Here is a 21,596-nt window from a genome sequence, read left to right as displayed (position 1 = left end):
TATCTTCCCGACCGATAATTTCGCTATATGACTATCGCCCCCAATCTTAGGAATTACCGTTTCTGGTTGCTGACCGCGGCCTTGCTGTCCTTGTCGGTAGTGTTTTTCCATCCGCAAACCAGCGCGCAAGTGTCACTGTACCGGCTGGTGTTTGTTGTCGACATTACCCGCAGCATGAACACCGAAGACTATCAGCTGGATAAACAGCCGGTCAGCCGCTTGCAGTTTGTCAAACAGGCGTTGCGCCAAGAGTTGTTGAAACTGCCTTGTGGTTCGCAAGTCGGCTTGGGGGTGTTTACCGAACGCCACTCGACGTTGCTGTTCGAACCGATAGACGTGTGTTCGGGATTTGCCGAGATAGACGCAGCGATTGCGGCGCTGGATTGGCGCATGGCCTGGGCCGCCGACAGCCGCATCGCCAGTGGCTTGCTGAGTACGCTGGAAATGTTGAAAGATAAAGATCAGACCCTGGTGTTTTTTAGCGACGGCCAGGAGGCACCCCCGCCCAATCGGCGTTACAAACCCGATCTGTCGCCAGTTAAAGATAAGGTAAAAGGTGTGATCGTCGGCGTCGGCGGCGATCAACTTGCCCCCATCCCAAAGTTCGACGCCAAAGGCCAACGCCAGGGCTTTTACAAACCCGAAGACGTGCCGCATCGTTCGTCCTTTGGTGAATCGGATCTAAATCCCGAGAAGATCCAGGGCTACAACGCCCGTAACGCACCTTTCGGCAGCGAGGCGGCAACCGGCGACGAGCATATGAGCCGGCTGCACGAAAGCTATCTCCGCCAGCTGGCTGCTGAGAGTGGTTTACAGTATCGACGCCTGAGCGATACCGACAGTCTGGATCAAGCGCTGCAACAAGCCGAGTTTGCCAAGCCTGGCACGCACACCGTCGATAGCAGCTGGCGCTATGCCGGTCTGGCTTTGTTGTTTCTGGTGATGGTGTATCTAAAGTAGCTCAATCGCCCGCCACGGTATCCACCAACAAAATCCGCTCGCTATCTAGGCGTAAAGACAGGGTTTTACACAGCAAGCTGGTTTCAAAATCCATGTAGCGCTCGGAAGTGACGACCCGATTGCGGTCGCCGCAGTTTTCCAATGCCAGCAATTGAAAGAAATAAGGGCGCCAGGACCAGTTAAAACCGATTTTGCGCGGATCGGTGAACCATTGGTTTTCCTTGAAATTAAAATCCGGCGAAATCTGGTCGCCCTGGTTGTTGCACAAATAAAAACGAATCACGCCGCTATCGGTAAAGTTCCAGCTGACCAGTTCATTCAAGTTAAAGTCGTCCTGCAAGGTTTCGGCCAGCTTGTAAATCAAGGTTTTGGTGGTGTTAATGGCGCTGACTTTCTTTTGCACTTTAACCAGTGTGTTTTTCAAAAATTTAGTGCGCAATGAGGCGATGTGTTGTTCGTAAAGCTCGGCATGCTGAAAATCGGCTTCGGCTTTGGCAAACAAAAACCCCTGCATGAATTGCGCGCCGCAGTTCAAACTAAATAAAAACGCTTCGTCCGATTCCACGCCTTCACAAATAATCCGGCAGCCGGTGCGCTTACCCAGCCGCGAGATCATATGAATAATGTCGCCGGCGATGCCGCCCTTGGTGGCCAGTTTGAACAGCCGCATGTCGATTTTGATGATGTCGGGTTGAATGGCGATCACCCGTTCCAGTTGCGAGGCGCCGGCGCCGAAATCGCCGATAGCCACACTCAAGCCGTGTTTGCGGTAGCGCTGCACGATTTGTTTTAACTTCTGCGGATCGACATGCGCATTGGAAATTTCCACGATGATGCGCCGCCGGTCGATATTCAACTCGTCCAACATCCGTAGCGTGGGCAGCGTGTTTAATTGGCGCAGATTTTCTATCCAGGCCGCGGAAATATTCAGCGCCAGATAGCTTTGCGTATCGGCCAAGGCCGAGAACTTTTCCAGGGCTTGCCAGCGCACCTGCCTGTCTAGTTCGATACGGGTTTTGGCATCGACCTTGGCGGAAGAGAAGAGGGCACCGGCGGAAACCACTTTGCCTTTGTCGTCGTATTGGCGGGCCAGGGCTTCGTAGCCGACGATTTTGCCGCTGGCCACCGAAATAATGGGTTGGAAATACGGAAATAACTGTGTTTTAGCTTGCATCGTCCCTTGGGCTATCAATTTAACTGGGTTTGGGTAAAAACTCCTTCAACTCCGCGACGCAGGAACCGCAACCGCTACCGGCGCTCAAACAGGCGCTGATGTCGGCGACGCTTTGCAGTTGCTGGGTTTGTACCGCGTGTCGGATGGCTTTTTCGCCCACATTGAAACACGAACAGACGATTCGGCCAATATCGGCTTCACCTTTTGGCGGCAGTCCGCTCAGCAAGCTCAGGCGCTCGGCTCGGCTCAACTCATTTTTAGCGAATAAACTGCCCAGCCAGCCAGGCTCGGGCAGCTCGCAATCCGGTCCGACGAACAAACAGGCTTGTAATTCGCGATCCGGTAAATAAGCGGTACGGTAATAGCCGGCTTGTTGGTCGCTGTATTCCAGCCAGCAGTTATCATCATCAATATGTCTTGTGTCAGCGAGCAGCGCGCGGCTCCAGGCCCGCCAGTCCTCGCCGGGTTTAGTAGACGCTAACTCGTAACGAAAATAGCGGTCGCCGCGCACACTGACTTGATACTCGGCCCCGCTAATTTGCAAGGGACGGCGCGACAAAATAGTGGCATACCAACGTGCCGGCCAGGCATGGATTGTGGCCGGTGTTTGCTTGCTTTCCGGTTGCCCGGAATAGGGATCGACCACCGGATTGACCACGGCACCCATGCGGCCGTGGCTGCTGAGTTGTTCGGTCCAGTGCATAGGGACGAACAGACTGCCGATTTGTTGCCCCGGATTGAGATCGACGCGGGCCAGCATACTGCCCCAACGGCTTTCTATCTGCGCCAGACTGCGCGCGCTTAAGCCGAGGCGTTCAGCGTCGGCGGGGTGTATCTCGACGAAAGGTTCCGGGCGGTGCGCGTTTAATTTGGCGGCCAGACTGGTGCGGGTCATCGTGTGCCATTGGTCGCGCAGGCGGCCGGTATTCAGCGTAAACGGATAATCGCTATCCGGCGCATTAACCGGCGGACGCGGGGTAATCGGGATGAAGCGGGCTTTACGATTGCTTGTGTAGTACTGGCCGTCAGTAAACATTCTGGCTATGCCTGCGGTTTGCTCGTTGGTGACCGGCCATTGCACCGGTTGCAGCGCGTCATAACCTTGCCCATCCAAGTGGACAAAGGCCGATAAATTAAAATCGCGTAACTGATGCTCGTCATCGTTTTCGAAGGCCGACAGCGCGGCGTGTTCACGAAAAATATCGGCGCTGGATTGGTAATTAAACGCATCGCTAAAACCCATGCGTTGCGCGACTTGGCTGATGATCCACCAGTCGTGTTTGGCTTCGCCGGAGGCCGGAAACAAGGGCCGTTGTCGAGAGATGCGCCGCTCCAGATTGGTGACGGTGCCGTCTTTCTCGCTCCAGCCGGTGGCCGGCAGCAGCACATGGGCTAACTTGGCGGTATCGGTGTTGGCGATGCAATCGGAAACCACCACCAATTCGCATTGCTGCAGAGCACGTTTCACTTTGTCGGCGTCGGGCATCGATACGACCGGATTGGTCGCCATGATCCATACGGCCTTGATTTGACCGGCGGCAATGGCGTCGAACATGGCCACGGCCTTCAAACCTTGTTTGTCGGCGACTTTGTCACTGCCCCAAAAGCGGCCGACTCTATCGACGTGTTCCGGGTTTTCCAGGTCCATATGCGCAGCCAAGGTGTTGGCTAAACCGCCCACTTCACGGCCGCCCATCGCGTTGGGTTGGCCGGTAAACGAGAACGGTCCCATACCCGGCTTGCCGATGCGGCCGCTGGCGAGGTGGCAGTTGATGATAGCGTTGCATTTATCCGAACCTGAGCTGGATTGGTTGATGCCTTGCGAATAGACCGTGACGGTTTTCTCGGTGCCGGCAAACCAGTCGAACAGTGTGGCGACTGCTTCGCTAGGCAAGCCACAGCCTGCGGCGACCTGCTCGATACTGCCGGCGGTTTTCACAGCTTCTTGCAATGCGGCCTCGAAACCTTCGGTATGCGTGTCTATATAAGTCTGATCGATCCGGCCGTTTTGCGCTAAATAAGCCAAAATGCCGTTGAACAATAGCGCATCCATGCCCGGTTTAACGGGCAGATGCAAATCGGCGATGTCGCAACTGGCCGTGCTGCGCGGATCGATCACCACGATTTTTAAATGGGGATTGGTTTCCTTAGCCTTGCGAATGCGTTGAAAGGCAATCGGGTGGCACCAGGCGGCATTGGAGCCGACCAGTAAAATCAATTCGGCCAGTTCCAGGTCTTCGTAATTGCAAGGCACGGTATCGGCGCCGAATGCGCGTTTGTAGCCCACTACCGCCGAGGACATGCACAAACGGGAATTGGTATCGATATTAGCGGTGCCGATGAAGCCTTTCATCAATTTGTTAGCGACGTAGTAATCCTCGGTCAGCAATTGGCCTGAGACATAAAACGCCACCGCTTCGGGGCCGTGCTGCGCAATAATGTTATTGAAGCGTTCCGCGACATGATCTAAAGCTGACGCCCAATCGACTTGTTTCCCTTGAATGCTGGGGTAGAGCAGGCGATTTTCCAGCGACACGGTATCGCCCAGCGTCGCGCCTTTGGAGCAAAGTCTGCCGAAATTGGCCGGGTGCTTACTGTCGCCTTTGATACAGACCCGGTGTGTCGCGTGGTCTTCTATCGTGGCTTCGATGCCGCAGCCGACGCCGCAATAAGGACAAGTGGTTTTGATGGTGTTCATGGGTAAAGGAATTTAAGCCGCGCGCGCGAGCGGGATTCTGCCGAACATCAAGCGGTCGCGGATCGCGGCAATCGGCGTGCTTTCTTTAACCAAATTCAGATACCAGGCACTGTCGCTGGTATCCCCGTACAAAATAACGCCGACGACGACGTCGCCGCGCAGGACGATTTTTTTATAGATGCCCAGGCCGTGGTCAATCAACTGCAAAATCTGGCATTCGCTGTCGCCTTCGAAATCGCCTACCGAGAATAAATCGATGCCTGTGACTTTCAGCATGGTGGCGGACGATAAGGTTTTAAATTGGCTGTCGACTTTACCCGCCAGTTGTTGGGCGCAGACTTTGGCTTGTTCGTAGACCGGCGCGACCAAACCGAACAGTTCGCCCCGATGCTGCACGCATTCGCCGACCGAGAATATCGCCGGGTCGCTAGTCTGCATGCCGTCGTCGACTACGATGCCGTGCTGACACGCCAGGCCAATGCGTTTCGCCAGACTGATATTGGGTTTGATACCGGTGGACATGATCAGCATGTCGGCCGGTAAAACACTGCCGTTACTTAAAGTCACCGCGCTGATATGCCCGTCCTGACTGTCTATGCGTTGGATGGTGGTACCCAGATGAAATTGAATGCCTTTATCCGCCAATTGCCGTTGTAAAAACGCCGCAGCTTTACCATCCAATTGCCGGTTCAACAAATGGTCGGCACGGTTGATGACGCTGACTTGCATACCGCGTTGCAATAAGCCGTTGGCGGCTTCCAGACCCAGTAAACCGCCGCCCAGAATGACCGCATGGCGTTTGCTGGCGGATTTTTCGATCATGGTTTCCACGTCGGCGATGTCTCTAAAGCCCAATACGCCTTCGACGTCGCGGCCCGGTATGTCCAGCATCAGCGGCAAGGAACCGGTGGCGATCAACAGTTTGTCGTAAAACGCACAGGTGCCGTCGTGGGCGATGACACAGCGGCGTTCGCGATCCACATCGACAACCGCTTTGTCCGGTCCGCAATACAAGGTCACGCGGTTTTTTAGATACCAATCGAAATCGTGAATCATGATGTCGGCAACGCTTTTGGCGCCGAACAACACCGGTGTCAGCATGATGCGATTGTAGTTGCCGTGCGGCTCGGCGCCGAACACGGTAATGTCGTAGCGATCCGGTACGGTTTGAATCAATTCGTCAACGGTGCGCATGCCGGCCATGCCATTGCCTATCACTACCAATTTGAGTTTCATGATGTTGTCGGTACTATTTGCGAAGATCGTTGGGAAATCGGACGCAAACTGTGCAAAACAGTTTGCGCCGCTGTTGCCTAGAAGCTGACGTTGCCTTGCATCCAAATCACTTGGGTGTCCGGGAACGCCGGGTTATCACTGTTAAAGTTCGCGTACTTGGCTAACAGCGAGTAATGTTTGCCAAACTTTTTCAGGGCCTGAAAATCCCATTCCTTACCGTATTCAATTTTGCCGGTATCGTCTTTAAAGTCGTGATAGACGCCGGTAATGATCAAGCTGTCGTTCATCGCTTTGTAGCTGGCGGTGGCGAAGACGTCGCGGATACCATTAGCCGGTGTAGTCAAAAATAAATCCGCCCACCCCTGGAAAGCGTGATTGGTGCCCAGCGGGGTTTGGAAAGATTTGCCGGCTCCGTAGCCGTTTAGCTGCTCCACGGCACCTGATACGGTCAGGTTGTAAGCACTGGCCCCCGCCATCAGATTGAAGCGGTCGGCCTGGTAGTGGTTGGGGTTGTCGCCGTAGTCCGATTGTTTGCTCCATTCGGCCGTGTAGATGGCATTGACAGTGTCAAAAAACTGCGGCGATTTGCCGTCGAAGCGCAAGCCGTAGGTTTGCGAGGAGTTAGCGTAGTTAGCGCGTTCGCGGTAATCCAGCCAGTATCCATAACCGATCAGGTTGCCCCAGTCATTAATCTTGTAATTCAGGTTTAAAAACGGCGCGTTTATCGAATGCGTTTCGCCGAATATGTTTTGGATGTGGTCGATATAGCCGACGTTTGCTGTCAGCCCGAACAAGGTCTGATTATTGTGGGTGATCAGAATCGAATCATAGGTCATTTCCATCTGCCGCCAGCCGACGTTACCGATGAAGCGGTCGTCGTCCAATTTGATGCGTTGCCGGCCGACTTTGATCAGGGTGTCGGCGATGCCTTTGTAGCTGATCCAGAATTGATTCAGCTCGTTGCGGGCCGGATCGGCAATGACGGCATAGTTGCGGTCACGGTTCGAGGTAGTACCGCCGCGGTCGTAGTCGGCTTGCGCCGCGTAGAGGCCTTCGTATTCCGCGTAACCTTGGAAATCGTGAAAAACCGGCGTCAGGAAACCCAGCCGCAGGCGCACCGTATTGGCGTTGGCGGTTTCCACCGGCTGGCCGCCCATATTGGCGGGTTTACGAACAGAGTTGTCTTTATCGACATTCTCCCAGCGGTAATTCAAATCCATTTTTACTGCGCCGTTGCTGCCGTAATGGTAGAAATTCAAGGCGTCTTCCACCTCTTTGGTAATGTCGGCGGCGGCCGGCAGGCTGAAGAAGGTGAGTGATAATAGTGTCGCCGGTAACGTGCCGGTTGGACGTTTGAGTGTTTGCGGCATAAGGCCCCCTAGGAAAACAAGCGGTTATAAATTAATGGGTGTGATCGCATTCGGACAGGAAGGTCAGCAAGCTCTCCCGGTACTTGTAGTAATCCGGATGCTCCAGCAGGGCCTTGCGAGTACGCGGCCGAGGCAGGTCGATTTCTTGAATTTTGCCGATTTTGGCGTGCGGGCCGTTGGTCATCATCACCACTCTGTCAGCCAATAGAATGGCTTCGTCGACATCGTGCGTCACGACGATCGCGGTGACGTGGGTGCGTTCCCAGACTTCCATCAATACTTCCTGCAATTCCCAGCGGGTCAACGAATCCAGCATACCGAACGGTTCGTCCAGTAGCAGTAATTTGGGCGACAAGGCAAAGGCGCGGGCAATACCGACGCGCTGGCGCATGCCGTTGGACATGTCCCCGGCTTTTTTAAACATCGCATCGGCCAGACCGACCCGGGTCAGGTAGTATTCGACGATGTCCTCGCGTTCGTCTTGCGAGGCATGTGGGTAGACTTTATCCACGCCCAGCATCACGTTTTCGAAGGCGGTCAGCCAGGGAAACAGGCTAGGAGCCTGAAACACCACGCCGCGATCCGGACCGGCGCCGCTGATTTCCCGGTTATCCAAAATAATGCCGCCTTCGGATATTTCGTTCAGGCCGGCGGTCATCGACAACACCGTGGATTTCCCGCAACCGGAGTGGCCGATGATGGAAATGAATTCGCCTTTCTTCATTTTTAAATCGAAGCCGTCCACCACTTTCACGGTACTGTTGCCGTCCGGGGTAGGGTAGATTTTGGACAGATTGGAGAATTCCAGATAGCGGGCCTTGCCCAGATCGCGGGCGCTGGGTTTTAGCGCCGAGGTATCCAGCTTCCAGTCGTTACTGGTATTGGGGCGGACATCCGGTAGCTTGAGCTTGTCGCCAGCGTCGGCTTGGGCTTTTTCCATGCCGATATTCATCAAATAGCGGGTGATTTCCGCGCGCAGGCGTTTGAATTCATCGTTATGGTTTAAAGCGGTGCGGTCGCGCGGCCGCTCCAGGTTGACCGTAAAGGACGGGCCAAAGCTGGCATCCGGGCCGGGATTGAGTGGAATGACCCGGTCGGCCATGTAAATGGCTTCATCGACGTCGTTGGTAATCAAGATGACAGTCTTTTTATCCTGTTCCCAAATTTGCAGAATTTCGTCTTGCAAGTTGCCGCGGGTCAACGCATCCAGGGCGCTGAGCGGTTCGTCCAGCAGCAAAATATCCGGGTTGGCGGCCAGCGCCCGGGCCACGTTAACACGCTGGCGCATACCGCCTGACAACTCGGCGGGTTTTTTGTCCATCGCCCGGCCGAGGTTCACCATTTTGACGTACTTCTCGGTATGCGCGCGGCGTTGTTCCGGCGTCCAGTCCTTAAAGATCGCATCTACCGCCAGCGCCACGTTTTCGTAAACGGTTAGCCAGGGCATCAAGGAATAGTTTTGAAACACCACGCCGCGATCCGGGCCGGGTTCGGTGATGGGCTGGCCTTGTTTCAATAGTTCGCCGCTGTCGGCATGGATTAAACCCGCAATCATCGATACCAAGGTCGTTTTGCCGCTGCCGGAAAAACCGACAATGGCGATAAACTCGCCTTCGCGAATATCCAGATTAATGTCTCTGAGGATGGAGGTTTTGTCTTTGCCTTCTCCGTAGGATTTACAGACATTTTTTAACTCTACTAGCGGCTTATACGCATCGTTGGCGGGAACGGAAGACATAGCGGATTGTTTGTGCATGGAAAGTTCGATGATTTTGGCTTGGGCGGCGCTCATGACGGCATCCTCAGATTTTTTGGAACGAGAACAGGTTTTGTAACGAGTGCATTACCCGGTCGAGAATGAAGCCGATAATACCGATGGTAAATACCGCCACCATGATCCTGCTCAAGGAATTGGAACTGCCGTTTTGGAATTCATCCCAGACGAATTTGCCCAGTCCTGGGTTTTGCGCCAGCATCTCGGCGGCGATCAAAACCATCCAGCCCACGCCCAAGGATAGGCGCATCCCGGTAAAGATATAAGGCAATGCCGAAGGCAGAATGATGCGTTTGATCTGCGTGGCCCAATCCAGTCTTAACACTTTGCCGACGTTGACCAGGTCGCGGTCTATCGATGACACACCCACGGCGGTGTTGATCAGCGTTGGCCATAAAGAGCATAAAGTCACGGTGATGGCCGAGGTGACGAACGATTTGGCGAACCAGGAATCGTCGTCAGTGACATAGATGGCGCTCACCACCAAGGTGACGATGGGCAACCAGGCTAGCGGCGATACCGGTTTGAAGATTTGAATCAAAGGGTTAAACGCGGTATTCAACACCGGACTCATGCCGCAGATGATACCTAGAGGCACGGCAATCAGCGTAGCGATGATAAAGCCGGCGAATACGGTGCGCAGGCTGGTAAATATTTGGTCCAGATAAGTCGGTTTGCCGGTGTAGGGGCGGGGCTTGATTTCCGCTTTGGGGTCTTCGGCCAGTTTTTCTTTATTCCGTAATTCCTGGCGTTCGTAAAACTCGGCCATTTTGGTTTTTTCCGCATAGTGTTCGGTCACCAAGCCGCTGACTTCCGACCATACCGCGACCGGGCCGGGAATGGCGCCCAAACTGGTGTTGATGCGTGCGGCAGTGACGCTCCAAAATCCTAAAAACAAGATGAAAGCGATGATGGGGACGCCCATGACCAGCCATAATTGACGCATTTGTTGGGCAGGGTTTTCGCCAGCGGCGATTTTGACCAAGGGTACGAACCAAGTCAGGCCGGTGATGTTGAAAAATTTGATCAATGTATTAGTCATGTCTTTGCTCGCTTGTCTTAATGGTGTCGGTAAAAAGGATGCGTCCATGCATCAACATACGATCCTTGTGTAGAGCACCCACCAGAGTTTCTTAGTCGACAATCTTGCCGCCGGAGACGGTTTGTTTGCCTTTCAAGCCAATCGGAAATTTGGCTAGATAATCGTTAGGTTTGTTGGCATCGAACGGAATTTTGTCGATGAAAAAGTTTTGTGAAGGCTTGATGCCGGTGTCGGCCGGAAAATCTTCCGCTTTGGCTTTACCCTCGGCCACCAATTCTTTCGCCGCAGCCAAATAGATATCGGGGCGATAAACTTTTTTCGCGGTGTCGAGATACCAGTTATCCGGTTTTTGCTCGGCGATCATGCCCCAGCGCCGTAATTGCGTCAGGTACCAAACCGCACTGCTGTAAGAGGGATAGCTGGCGCCGTGACGGAAGAAGGTGTTGAAGTCGGGCAGGGAGCGTTTGTCGCCTTTTTCGTATTCAAAGGTGCCGTTCATGCTGGCCGCCAGTACTTCAACGTCGGCGCCCACATATTGTTTTTGCGACAACATTTCAATCGCTTCCTTACGGTTTTTGTTGCTCTCGGCATCCAGCCAGATCGAAGCGCGGATCAAGGCTTTAGTGACTGCCAGATAGGTGTTGGGATATTTCTCGGCCCAAGAGCTGGTCACGCCGAACACTTTTTCCGGAGTGTCTTTCCACAATTCCTCGTCGGTGATCACCGGCACACCGATGCCTTTAAATACCGCTTGCTGGTTCCACGGCTCGCCGACGCAATAGCCGAAGATGGTGCCGGATTCCAGCGTCGCCGGCATTTGCGGCGGCGGCGTGACCGACAACAAAGCATCGGCGCTGATCTGGCCGGAAATGTCTTGCGGTGGCGCATAGTAGCCGGGATTAATGCCGCCAGCCGCCAGCCAATAGCGCAGTTTCAGGTTGTGGGAACCGGCCGGAAAAGTCATCGCCATATTGAATGGCTTGCCTTCGGCTTTATATTTGTCCACTACCGGTTTCAGATAATCAGCCTTAATCGGATGCACCGGTTTGCCGCCCTCCATTGGCACATTGGCTTTCATTTGTTTCCAGATGTCGTTGGATACGGTGATGGCATTGCCGTTGAAGCCCATGCTGAAGGCAGTCACGATGTCGGCCTTGGTGCCGAAGCCGATGCTGGCCGCTAACGGTGCCGGCGCCAGCATGTGCGAACCGTCCAGCTCGCCGTTCACAACCCGGTCCATCACCACTTTCCAATTGGCTTGTGCTTCCAGTTGCACAAACAGGCCTTCCTCTTCAAAAAAACCTTTTTCCGCAGCCACCGCCAGCGGGGCCATGTCGGTCAATTTGATAAAACCGAACTTCAAATCTTCTTTTTCCAGTTTCCCGGCGGCGAAGCTGTGGTTGGAAAAGCCTAATATGCCCAGCGCAACCACCGAGCTGAAAGCGGCGGCAAGTGTCTTCGGGGTGAAAATGCGGTTCTGTTTCATGTCGGTTCCTGTCAATTGAGAAAAACGGGCCAAAAAAAAGGCGTCTATGTCCGACTTGTTTGCAAGCCTGACAGTAGACGCCTTTGTCTTTAGTGCTCAACAGTGAGCGGGGTTTGGGTTTACCACTCCTACACTGGAGTATTGCTGCTTACTAAGCAATGCTGATGCCAGTTTAATGACTCTTGTGATAACTATATGTAAAAAACCATTATAAACAGTGTGTTACACCTATTTTTGGTGAGTCTGTTTTTAGAGAAATTTGCGGGTGCATCTTGGCATGCAGAAAAATCATGCACTCTATTGATTCGGAAGTGCTTTTTTTGCACATGCGTGGTGCGCACCGGAATGGGGAGGCTCGCCGAGACATGCGGAAGAATTAGCGGTATTGCTAAGGTCGCGGGTCTGCGATGTAGGATTGGCCGGGCCGATATGAGCTTCCCGGTGGCTGGATAGGCATTTTGCCAGGTGTAAACCTGCCGGATAATGGCAATATTTCATTTAGGTGCACCAGCGAAGCAAATTGATACAATTCGTAGCAATGATGCTCGCCGTCTATGAAACAGAATAGGATGCAGCGAGTTTTAGGTAGACGAGTCAATCGAATTTAAGCTGGGGCGGATTATGAAATACATCGTAAAACAAATTGCCGATGATTTTATCTTTGAAGAAATGGAGCAGGCCAGGAAGCAGTTTGTCGAGGCGCTGAATTACACCATGGAAAGCGCTACGATCTTCTTCGATAAAAATCCCACCAATCCGCTGGATTTTTTTATTGCCTACGATTTTCAGCAAAAGCACGGCGACCCTGTGGTGTATGGGTTTAATTTGCGGGATGAAATGATCCGAATTTTTAGTTTGGACGACAACAAAACCCATTCATCTCAATCAGCCCTGGCAATCAGCCAACAGCTAAAAAAACTGGCTGAGGAACTTGAAGAGCGTTACGACCCGGAACCCACGAAGACCATCGCCGAAACCCAAGAGAAAAAAGACACGCAATATGCCAGCAGCATCAATCGGTCTTACCGCGATGTACTGAGAGAAGCGCTAGAACACGACCGGGCCGAGCAATTGCGGAAAGCCGAGGCTGCGGCTGCGGCGGCGGACGACGGCTATCAAAGGCATACGATTTTACTGGGCAGTAAAAGCGCGGCTAAATCCTAAGCCCGGCCTTTAAATATCGTCGCTCCCACGCAGTCCGACATTCACGGGGCAGCGCTTAGCTGCCATATCACACTGCTAAGCCAATTTCCGGCTGACAAGACCAAAACGGTATTTTGAAAACGCCAGACAAACTCACTGCGGATGCATTGATTAGAGAGGGATCCGCAGCTGGGTTAATGCCACCATTGAAACGTGTTTAAGCAAGTGCTTTGCGCTTTGGAGTACCCAATACCCCCATCAAACCAGAGAGGAACAGCCAACCCGCTGACTGTGCGTGGCCTTGTCCTCACCGGTTCGAGTGTTCTGTTTGGCTAGTATGCTCTGCCTTTACACCGACAACATCCAGCCGTTTGCATAAAAAATCTCAAACTCCCGGAACAGCACGAAGAATCTGCCGAATTTGATTTTGCCTGTCCCGGATTCATTCAGATCGGCGACGGTGCCATCGCCATACCAGTTACTGTGGATGACATCGCCGATTTGTATTTTTTCGTAGGTTTTCATGACGCGCCCCTGGTTATTTAATGACAAGCAGTACGCAGCATAAAAAATGCCAAAACTATCGAATTAAACGGGGTTTGGGGTAGTGGGCGTCCAAGCCTTGCCGGCTGTGGCCTGGGTGCGAAGAGCCTGATAGGGCCTGATACAGAAAAGCCGGCTTCCCGCCTGCAATCGTTACGGAAAATCGTCACCGATACGATATTTAGTAGCTTATTGGCCCCATGCCGCTTTCAGGCGTAAGATTTCCGGCATTATTTCCATAAACAAGGCCAGCAGGCGCGGATCGAAATGGCTGCCGGCCATGCTTTGCATCGATTTTAAAGTCTCTTCCAGCTGCCACGGTTCTTTGTAAGGACGTTTAGTGGTCAAGGCATCGAATACATCGGCTATCGCCACGATTCTGGCGGATTCCGGAATTGCCTCACCGGCCAAACCCATCGGATAGCCGCTGCCGTCCCATTGTTCGTGGTGATGGCGGGCGATTTCCGCAGCCATTTTGAAGACCGGATTGTCGCTTTTATTCAAGATGTCGTAGCCGATTTGCGAATGCGACTGCATGATCGGCCATTCTTCTTCATTAAGCGCCCGTGCCGCTTTTAAAATGGCATGTGGAATGCCGATTTTGCCGGTGTCGTGGGTGGGCGCGGCCAATTCCATCATCGCCACTTGCGATGGCGTCCAACCGGCGGCGCGAGCCAGCGCCGCAGAATAAGCTGCCATGCGCCAGATGTGGTCGCCGGTGTACGGATCGTTATAGTGGCCGGCATCGCCGAGCATTTCGATGGCGGCGCGGGCGAGTTGATCCAACTCGTCCACCCGCACCAGCGATAGATGGGTTTGTACCCGGCGCAGCACGATAGGGCCTGAGACCGGTTTTTGGATGTAATCGACCGCACCGACATCGAAACCGCGCGCTTCGTTTTCCATTTCGCCCATCGCCGTGACGAAAATTACCGGGATTTTCTCAGTCAACGGATCGGCTTTTAACTGCGTACACACTTGGTAGCCGTCCATATTCGGCATCATGATGTCCAGCAGAATGATGTCAGGTTGATGTTCCCGGGCGGCCGCCAGGGCTTTTTCGCCGTTGATGGCAAACAGCAGTTGAAAGTGGTCCTTGAGTATTTGCTGTAACACTTTCAAATTGTTCGGTTCGTCGTCGACCAGCAATACTTTGTAGCTGTCTTTCATGGCTTATTCCTTAAACGTGATCGCTAATTTATCCGCCAAGCGGTTAACTTGGATTTTCGCGGCGTCGAAATCGAAACTATCCACTTCAAAGCGGATGGCTTTCAGCTCGGTTTCGCCGAGAAACGCGCCAAGCCTTTGTAAAACCGGTTCGACGTGGTCAGGATTCAAACTGTCCAGCGCGGTGTTTAATTCCAGTAAAAGATCGCTGACCCGTTCCGCATCGAAGGCTGTTGCGGCAACCGCTGGCGGTTTGCTCGGCAGTTTTAGTTGGTGTATGGCTGCAACAGCGGTGTTTAGCGCGGCGTCCAGCGTCTTGATCAATTCCTGGATATTTTGCAGGTCGCCGCTTTTGAATTGCGCGTCAACCTCGGTTGCCAGACCGGCGATAACGGGTAAGGCCAGATTGCCGGCCACACCTTTTAAAGCATGAGCGATGCGCCGGACCGCTTCCGGATTCTCCGGGTGCTCCTGCAGATTGCGCAGTAATTTGCTGCCGTCCGCGCCGTGTTGTTCGGCAAAATTTAGTAAGGCATCGGCGTAAATCAGCGGGTCCAGCCAGGTTGCCAAACCTTTCTCGTAATCGGCGACGCCGGCCAAAGGCGTAAAGTCGACGGCGATTTTCGCCGGCTCGGCAATGTTTACGCCGGTGTTGGCAATGCCATGCCCCTTGGGCACCAGCCGTTCCATCTGCGTTAATAAATCGTCGACATCAATGGGTTTGCCGACGATGGTGTCTATACCGGCATCCAGCGACTCGCGGCGTTCGTGGCTCAACACGCTGGCGGTCAGGGCCAGAATTGGGATGTGGCTGCTGCCGGCTTGTTCCAGTTCGCGGATTTGTCGGGTGGCGGCTATGCCATCCAGCACCGGCATTTGCAAGTCCATCAGAATCAAGTCGTAGTCACCGCTTCGAAAGGCGTCCACCGCTTCCTGGCCGTTTTTAACCCAGCTGACTTGATGGCCCTGCTGCTCCAGGCGCAAGCGCGCCAAAGTGGCGTTGGCTTCTATGTCTTCCGCCAGCAATACCTTGAAGCGGCGCGGCGAAAAATAAGCCACGCTATGCACCGAGCTCACATCGTACAGGCAGTTTTCCGCGCTGGCTGATTCCGGCATATGCACAGTAAAATGAAACACCGAGCCGACGCCAACCTGGCTTTCCACCCAAATCCGGCCCCCCATCAACTCGACAATTTGTTTGCTGATGGTGGTGCCCAGACCGGTGCCGCCGAAGCGACGGCTGGTGGTGGTATCCGCTTGCGAAAATGATTCGAAGATGTGTTCGGTTTGTTCCTGGGTCATGCCGATGCCGGTGTCGCTGATGGCAAAATGCAACATCTCCACACCTTCCGCGCGGGTGATGGTGACGCCTATGCTGCCGGTATCGGTAAACTTTACCGAGTTGCCGACCAGATTCAAAATCACTTGCCGTAAACGGTTCGGGTCGCCGACGAAATGGGTGGGCAAGCCGGCTTCTATAGCCAAATCGATGCGCAAGCCTTTTTCGGCGGCGCGCAGTCCCATAATTTGCAAGGCTTCTTGCACCGCAAACGGCAGGTTGAAGCACACCGATTCCAACTCTACTTTGCCGGCTTCGATTTTGGAAAAATCCAGAATATCGTTAATCACACCCAGCAGATGCCGGCCGGAGCTGAGGATGGTTTTGATGTGGCCGCGCGTATCGGCGGCCAGGTTTTGATCTTGCAAGGCCACTTCGGCAAAGCCAATCACGGTATTCATGGGCGTACGGATTTCGTGGCTCATATTGGCCAGAAAATTGGCCTTGGCTTTGGCGGCGGCCTCGGCTGCTTCCTTAGCCAGTCTCAATTCCTGCTCGGCTTGTTTCTGCAAGCTGATGTCAGAAATAAAGCCGACAAATAGATGCCGGCCCTCCGAGATAATGCCGTGACCCACCGCCAAATTGGCCGGAAAGCGGCTGCCGTCTTTGCGTTGGGCGATGACTTCCCGCTCTATGCCGAGAATTTTGGCTTGATGGGTGGCTAAAAAATGCTGAATGTAACTGTCGTGCGCAGAGGCATCCGGTTCCGGCATCAGTAGCGAGACATTCTTACCGACGATCTCGGCGCTGCTCCAGCCGAACAGTTTTTCGGCGGCGGGATTGAACATCCGAATCAGACCGCTGCTGTCGATGGAAATCACACCGTTTACGGCGGTTTGCACGATGGCTTTGACCTCGGTGGTGGCCATCGCCACCAGTTCTTCCAAGTGCTCGCGGTATTTCAGCAATTCGGCTTCCGCCGCCTTGCGTTCGGTAATGTCGGTGATGGAACCGACCATCCGCACCGGCCGGCCCTCGGCGTCGCGCAACGCATCCCCCCGATCCAGCACCCAACGGTAGCTGCCGTCCTTGTGCCGAAGACGCAGTTCGGTAGTGTAACGCTCGTTATGTTCCAAGTGTTTGCGAAACGCTTCACTGGCGCGGGCTTTGTCATCGGGGTGGATTAATTCGAAGAAAATCGATTCCACGTTCGGCAATTCGCCGTCGGCATAACCCAGAATCTTGTTCCAGCGCGGTGATAAGTAGTATTCGTGATGCACGATATCCCAGTCCCAGATACCGTCGTTAACGGCCCGTTCGGCAAGCATATAGCGTTCCTCGCTGGTACGCAGGGCGTGGGTGCGTTCGGCGATTTTCGCTTCCAGATTATGTTGGGCATCCGCCAGTGCATCGGTCATGTGATTGAAGGAGTTGGCCAATTCGGCGATTTCATCCAGACCTCGGACTTCGGCTCGCACCGACAAGTCGCCGTCGCGAATGCGTCGGGCGGTGCAGGTCAGGCGCGAGATGGGCCGGACGATACGCCGGGCCAGGGCGTTGGCGATTATCGTCGTCAAGCCGACAAAGACCAGCACGATGAGCAGCATTTGTTTTTCCAGGCGCTGAATGGGGGCCAGCGCCTCGGCCTGTTCGATATGCGCCATGATGCAGCCGCCGCCGATTTCCGGAATCGTGCGGAAACCATGAATGACGGCACGCTCCCGGTAATCGCTGGCCATCATTTCCGCGTTTTGCCGGGCCAGGCAGCTTTGCATGGGTTGCGTAGCGATAGGGTGGCTATTGGCATAGCGCGGCTGGGTAACGAAAAAGCCGCTGCTGTCGGCCAGGAAAGATTCGCCGGATTTGCCCAAATCGGAGTGAGCCGTAAAAATACTTTGAATCAGGCTAACCGGATAGCTGATCAACAATTGCCAGGGCAGTTTGGCATCTTTGGCAATCACATAATAAAAACGTGGCTGGTCCGGAACCGGTTTGCTGAAGTCGGCCAGTTGTCCGGCTTGAAAATTTTTTAGATCAGAAAGTGCCACCGGCTGCTCGCCGACGCTGACCGTGCCCGATTCGGAGTCGAGCCGGAAAAACACCGCGCCGGCAGCGCCTTCGGTGAGTAAATAGTCGTTTATGAAATCAGTGGCACAGGCGCGGTTCAATTGCTCCGCCGCCACGCATTTCATTAGCACCTCGGCCAGGAAGGCGTGGGCGCGCGTGTCGGCACGTGCCAGTACCAGTTTGAGTTGTTCATGGCGGTTATCCGCGACGCGGCTGACAATATTAAAGCGGTCCGTGCGGATATTGTCGATGGCAAACCGATAGGCCATGTAACCGACCGATAAAGTCGGCAACAGGATCAGCAGCAACAGCAGAGCAATCAGGCGTTTTTGCAGCATGTTGGGCCTCAATGTCGGCAAGCAGGTCAGCCGACGTTATGCCATGGATGGTGGCGATGCGGCAATACCTTCTGCCAATCGACATCTTCATACCGCTAAGATTCCTCGGGGTAGGTAATTGTCAAACTGCGGTGGGAGGGACGTCTCGGAATCGCAGAGTCTGTCTAGTGATTGATCTAAACTTAAAAATCGCCGCTCCCGCGCAGGCGGGAGCTCAGTGCTTGCAATGGATTTGCTTAGCCGCCTACCGGCCCCAACTTTTGCGGAGAAAGCTGCGCAGCTTATTTGCGGAGGGCATTAAAAAAACTACACTCGGGCGCGCCGCCGTTACTCTCGAAAAACACAAAACAATCGTTAAACCATTTCACAAAACGGTCGGCGTGTTCGGCGCTGCCGATCGGGTATTGACGCATTTTCCAACGATTGCGGGCCGAGTCGTTACGATAGATGCCGCCGGCGTTGTAAGCGCATGCGACCTTGGGAGGATCGAAATGGGTTTGCTTCCATTGTCCGGCGATGTAGGCGGTGCCGGCCTGAATCGAATTGCTGGGGACTAATAGCCAGGCTTTATCGATGTCATCTTTGTTTAAAGCCGCGCGGGCGGTGGAAATCAAAGTCTGCATCAGGCCTGGCGAAATTTTATGCGGTGTGCGCACTTCGTCGATAAAGCCCGGTTCTTCGCGCACCGCGTTTTGATTGCCTGACGACTCGGTGCAAATGGTGGCGATGATCAGCTCCACCGGCACTTTCAACTCGGTAGACCAATGCGTCAAGGCACTGCCGAACTGGTTCCAGACTTTGCCTACCGTTTTCGGCTCGCCGCCAGTGCCTATTGGGGTATCGTCGCTGCCTACCAATAACCCTTGATCGGTCAATTGCCAGGTCACGCTGTCCTGATAAGCATGCCGGGTTTTTAACTCGTCGAGTAAATCTTGGCCGATAACCGTGCTGCCGGCATCGTTAGCGGCGGGACGTTGCATATTCGGAGAACTGTCGTCCTGGAATAAACTGCTCCAGGTTAGCGGGCCGACGATGCCGTCGCTGTCCAAGCCGTGGCTGCTTTGATACGCCACCACGGCTGCGGAGGTTTTGGCACCGAATAATCCGTCGGGCTGGCCGACACCGTTTATTTGCAGGCTTTTTAAGCGCGTCTGTACTTCCAACACATCGCGGCCGCGCAGCATAGGCAGTTGAAATTTAAGTGGGCGACTGAATGCCATGACCGGCTCCTATCCGCTAAAGGCTTATGGGCAGCCGGGAATCGAAGCTTTGATTCCGGCGATGTCGTTTAACAAGCGCCGGTGATAATCGGCGTAGCGGCTTTGGCCAGCCTGCGCGGCAGCTTGGTTCTCGTTTTGTTGTAATTGTTTCAGCGCTTGGCAACTGCCGGTATCGTTGATTTGAAAACGAATCGCTGCCAACTCGGCGTTATGCAGAAAAAAGGTGGCGGCGGGTTTTAAGTCGCCGGGCGCTTGCAGAAATTCGCGGGCACAAGCGTGTAACTTTTGGTTGTAAGGCTTAGCAGCGGCTGTGCTGGTCTGTTCGCTACGCAGTGAGCGCAACGACTCGCACCAGTTTTCGAAATACTGGGCGCGTTGCCCGACGATAGCCTCGGCCGCAGCCCAATCCGTTGTCAAATGTATGCCTTGTTCGAGTTGCTCTGCTGCGCATTGATAATTTTTGATGCTGTCGGTGTTTTGTTTAGCTAGCCGGTAACAGGCGTCGCCTTTCAGCAGATGCAATTGGTTACAGGTCTCGTCGTCGGCTTTGCAATCGACTTCCGCCCCCGCTATTTCGTGCCAATTATTTTCATCAGCGGCTTCTTTGAAGTTTTTCAATTGCCGGGTCGCGCAGCCGGAGGCTAACAAAACCGTTGCTAATAGCGGTATGACTATTTTCAGATTCGGCCTCATGACGCTTGGCCCTCGAGGATTTTGTTAATCATGCCGGAGACCGGTTTGTCCTCCGCTTGCAGCTTCTCGGTCACCACAATCAAGCTATCCAGGTCCTTTAATGCATCGGGGTTTTGGTGCAGTTTGTCCACGGCTTGCAACACCGATTCGTAACCGCCGGTGCTGCCGAACATCGCCGGGTCGCGGGCTAGGATCAAAGACTTCAATTCCCGGTCGGCAGCGGTGCGATGGAATTCGTCCAGGCCTTCTTCAAATTGCTGCAACGTCGTAAAGCCGCCCAGTTCGGCATATTTTTCGAATAATGCCGCCGAATCGGCATTGCCGATAAAGTCGTTGACCGCGTCTTTCATAAACTTGGGATTTTCCATCTGCGCCTGAAACGCGGCACGAAATAACGGGCTTTGTCGCAGCAACATAAAGCCGGTGTTGTCATCGACCGGCTCCAGCGTCAAACCGGCCGCCGGTGAGAAGGGCATGTGTAAAATCCGGGCTTTCCATTTTTGATAATAAATACCAGTCAGTTTCACGGTGCCGGCCACCACGGCGGCGATCAACGCAGCAGGCGGCATGAAGGTCCCCAGCGTGGCGCCGAAGGTTTTTACCGCGCTGCCGAGGATGTCTGTCAACGGCCCATCCTGGTCCAGCGCGGTTTGCGTGTCGGTGACCGCGTGCAGCGCATCTTCGATTTTACCTTCGCCCATCAGGCCCTTGGCGACATTTACGCCTTTTTCGACTTTGTTCGCCAGATCGACGTATTTGCCGCCAATTTCCTTGGGCAGCAAACCGGCCACCGTGCGCGCCATGTCGATGCCGCTGCTGACGGTTTCCAGCATGGAGCCGGTTTTGGATTGCTGTTGTTGGCTGACCGCTGCGTCGCGTTGCGTGGTTGCTTCATGGGCTTGCTGCAATGCGGCGCTTTCCGAATCTCGATTCTGGCCGCGTGCGCCGAAGTAAAAGCCGATGATGGTGCCGAGGATGCCGCCCAATACGTCCGGAAACTGATTGTTCGGCAAGGCCAAAAACAACATTGAGGCCGTGACGATCAGCATCGCGATCACACCGCGTATCGTGCCCTCCGGCAGGCCGGCCGGACTTTGAAAAAACAGCGCCAGTTGTTTTTCGCGGGTGCAGGTTTCCAGAAAGGTTTTTTGCAGATGCCGCAAATACAGTAAAAAAGCGAGCACAACCAACGCCAAGATGCCCAACGTAATCAAAAAATGAATCGATAGGGCGATGGGTTTTTCCTCGCCGTTAACGGCCGCAGTTTGCGCGGCAACGGAGAGCGGGAGCAGGCTCAGCGCGGCGTAACCCAGGGTTTTAAGTCGATATGTCGGTTTATGCATAAGTCCGCCTTTTGGGTAACGATCTCGTTGATCGATTAAGGTCTCTAATTAGGCTTGCCGCGC

General features: G+C 54.0%; 15 protein-coding genes. 2 read left to right on the top strand and 13 right to left on the bottom strand.

What is annotated here, in order from left to right:
- Positions 1-27: 27 nt before the first annotated feature.
- Positions 28-960, top strand: coding sequence for a vWA domain-containing protein (locus JL719_RS11895; protein ID WP_051669852.1), 933 nt, complete (start codon positions 28-30; stop codon positions 958-960).
- Between the two features lies 1 nt (position 961).
- Here JL719_RS11895 and JL719_RS11890 read toward each other — a convergent pair whose 3' ends face one another.
- The 7 genes from JL719_RS11890 to JL719_RS11860 form a co-directional block, all read right to left on the bottom strand.
- Positions 962-2,134 (bottom strand): EAL domain-containing protein, encoded by a 1,173-nt coding sequence (locus tag JL719_RS11890; RefSeq protein WP_033156206.1) that lies wholly within the window; start codon positions 2,132-2,134, stop codon positions 962-964.
- A 19-nt stretch (positions 2,135-2,153) separates the two neighbouring features.
- The gene (locus tag JL719_RS11885) at positions 2,154-4,832 is read right to left on the bottom strand and encodes a nitrate reductase (protein WP_033156207.1); all 2,679 of its coding nucleotides are present in this window, start codon (positions 4,830-4,832) and stop codon (positions 2,154-2,156) included.
- 12 nt (positions 4,833-4,844) lie between these two features.
- Complete coding sequence (locus JL719_RS11880; protein ID WP_051669854.1) at positions 4,845-6,068, bottom strand: NAD(P)/FAD-dependent oxidoreductase; 1,224 nt, start codon at positions 6,066-6,068, stop codon at positions 4,845-4,847.
- Between the two features lie 77 nt (positions 6,069-6,145).
- The gene (locus JL719_RS11875; RefSeq protein WP_033156208.1) at positions 6,146-7,438 is read right to left on the bottom strand and encodes an alginate export family protein; all 1,293 of its coding nucleotides are present in this window, start codon (positions 7,436-7,438) and stop codon (positions 6,146-6,148) included.
- Between the two features lie 31 nt (positions 7,439-7,469).
- Positions 7,470-9,230 carry an ABC transporter ATP-binding protein gene (locus JL719_RS11870; protein ID WP_033156209.1) on the bottom strand — a complete coding sequence of 587 codons (1,761 nt, stop codon included), beginning with the start codon at positions 9,228-9,230 and terminating at the stop codon, positions 7,470-7,472.
- Between the two features lie 10 nt (positions 9,231-9,240).
- The gene (locus tag JL719_RS11865) at positions 9,241-10,254 is read right to left on the bottom strand and encodes an ABC transporter permease (protein ID WP_033156210.1); all 1,014 of its coding nucleotides are present in this window, start codon (positions 10,252-10,254) and stop codon (positions 9,241-9,243) included.
- A gap of 91 nt (positions 10,255-10,345) precedes the next feature.
- Entirely contained in the window at positions 10,346-11,740 is a 1,395-nt protein-coding gene (locus JL719_RS11860) for a CmpA/NrtA family ABC transporter substrate-binding protein (protein WP_033156211.1), read from the bottom strand.
- Between the two features lie 621 nt (positions 11,741-12,361).
- On the opposite strand from JL719_RS11860, the gene JL719_RS11855 reads away from it, so the two are divergent.
- Positions 12,362-12,904: a hypothetical protein gene (locus JL719_RS11855; protein ID WP_033156212.1), complete on the top strand. Its 543-nt coding sequence runs from the start codon at positions 12,362-12,364 to the stop codon at positions 12,902-12,904.
- A gap of 327 nt (positions 12,905-13,231) precedes the next feature.
- Here the strand turns inward: JL719_RS11855 and JL719_RS11850 are convergent, their stop codons facing one another.
- The 6 genes from JL719_RS11850 to JL719_RS11825 all read right to left on the bottom strand — a co-directional run bounded on the left by JL719_RS11850 (position 13,232) and on the right by JL719_RS11825 (position 21,533).
- On the bottom strand, positions 13,232-13,408 hold the full coding sequence (locus JL719_RS11850; protein ID WP_165385954.1) for a hypothetical protein: 177 nt from the start codon (positions 13,406-13,408) through the stop codon (positions 13,232-13,234).
- Between the two features lie 207 nt (positions 13,409-13,615).
- Positions 13,616-14,596: a response regulator gene (locus tag JL719_RS11845; RefSeq protein WP_033156213.1), complete on the bottom strand. Its 981-nt coding sequence runs from the start codon at positions 14,594-14,596 to the stop codon at positions 13,616-13,618.
- Positions 14,597-14,599: 3 nt separating this feature from the next.
- Positions 14,600-18,277, bottom strand: a complete 3,678-nt coding sequence (locus JL719_RS11840) for a PAS domain S-box protein (RefSeq protein WP_051669856.1) — start codon at positions 18,275-18,277, stop codon at positions 14,600-14,602.
- 281 nt (positions 18,278-18,558) lie between these two features.
- Positions 18,559-19,497: a peptidoglycan-binding protein gene (locus JL719_RS11835; protein ID WP_084153255.1), complete on the bottom strand. Its 939-nt coding sequence runs from the start codon at positions 19,495-19,497 to the stop codon at positions 18,559-18,561.
- Positions 19,498-19,521: 24 nt separating this feature from the next.
- The gene (locus tag JL719_RS11830) at positions 19,522-20,190 is read right to left on the bottom strand and encodes a hypothetical protein (protein WP_033156214.1); all 669 of its coding nucleotides are present in this window, start codon (positions 20,188-20,190) and stop codon (positions 19,522-19,524) included.
- On the bottom strand, positions 20,187-21,533 hold the full coding sequence (locus JL719_RS11825) for a hypothetical protein (RefSeq protein WP_033156215.1): 1,347 nt from the start codon (positions 21,531-21,533) through the stop codon (positions 20,187-20,189). The genes JL719_RS11830 and JL719_RS11825 overlap by 4 nt, the downstream gene beginning before the upstream one ends.
- Positions 21,534-21,596: the final 63 nt, after the last annotated feature.

It is taken from the genome of Methylomonas sp. LW13, assembly GCF_016865255.1.
In the GTDB taxonomy this organism is placed as follows: domain Bacteria; phylum Pseudomonadota; class Gammaproteobacteria; order Methylococcales; family Methylomonadaceae; genus Methylomonas.
This window is presented reverse-complemented; position numbering and strand designations above follow the sequence as displayed.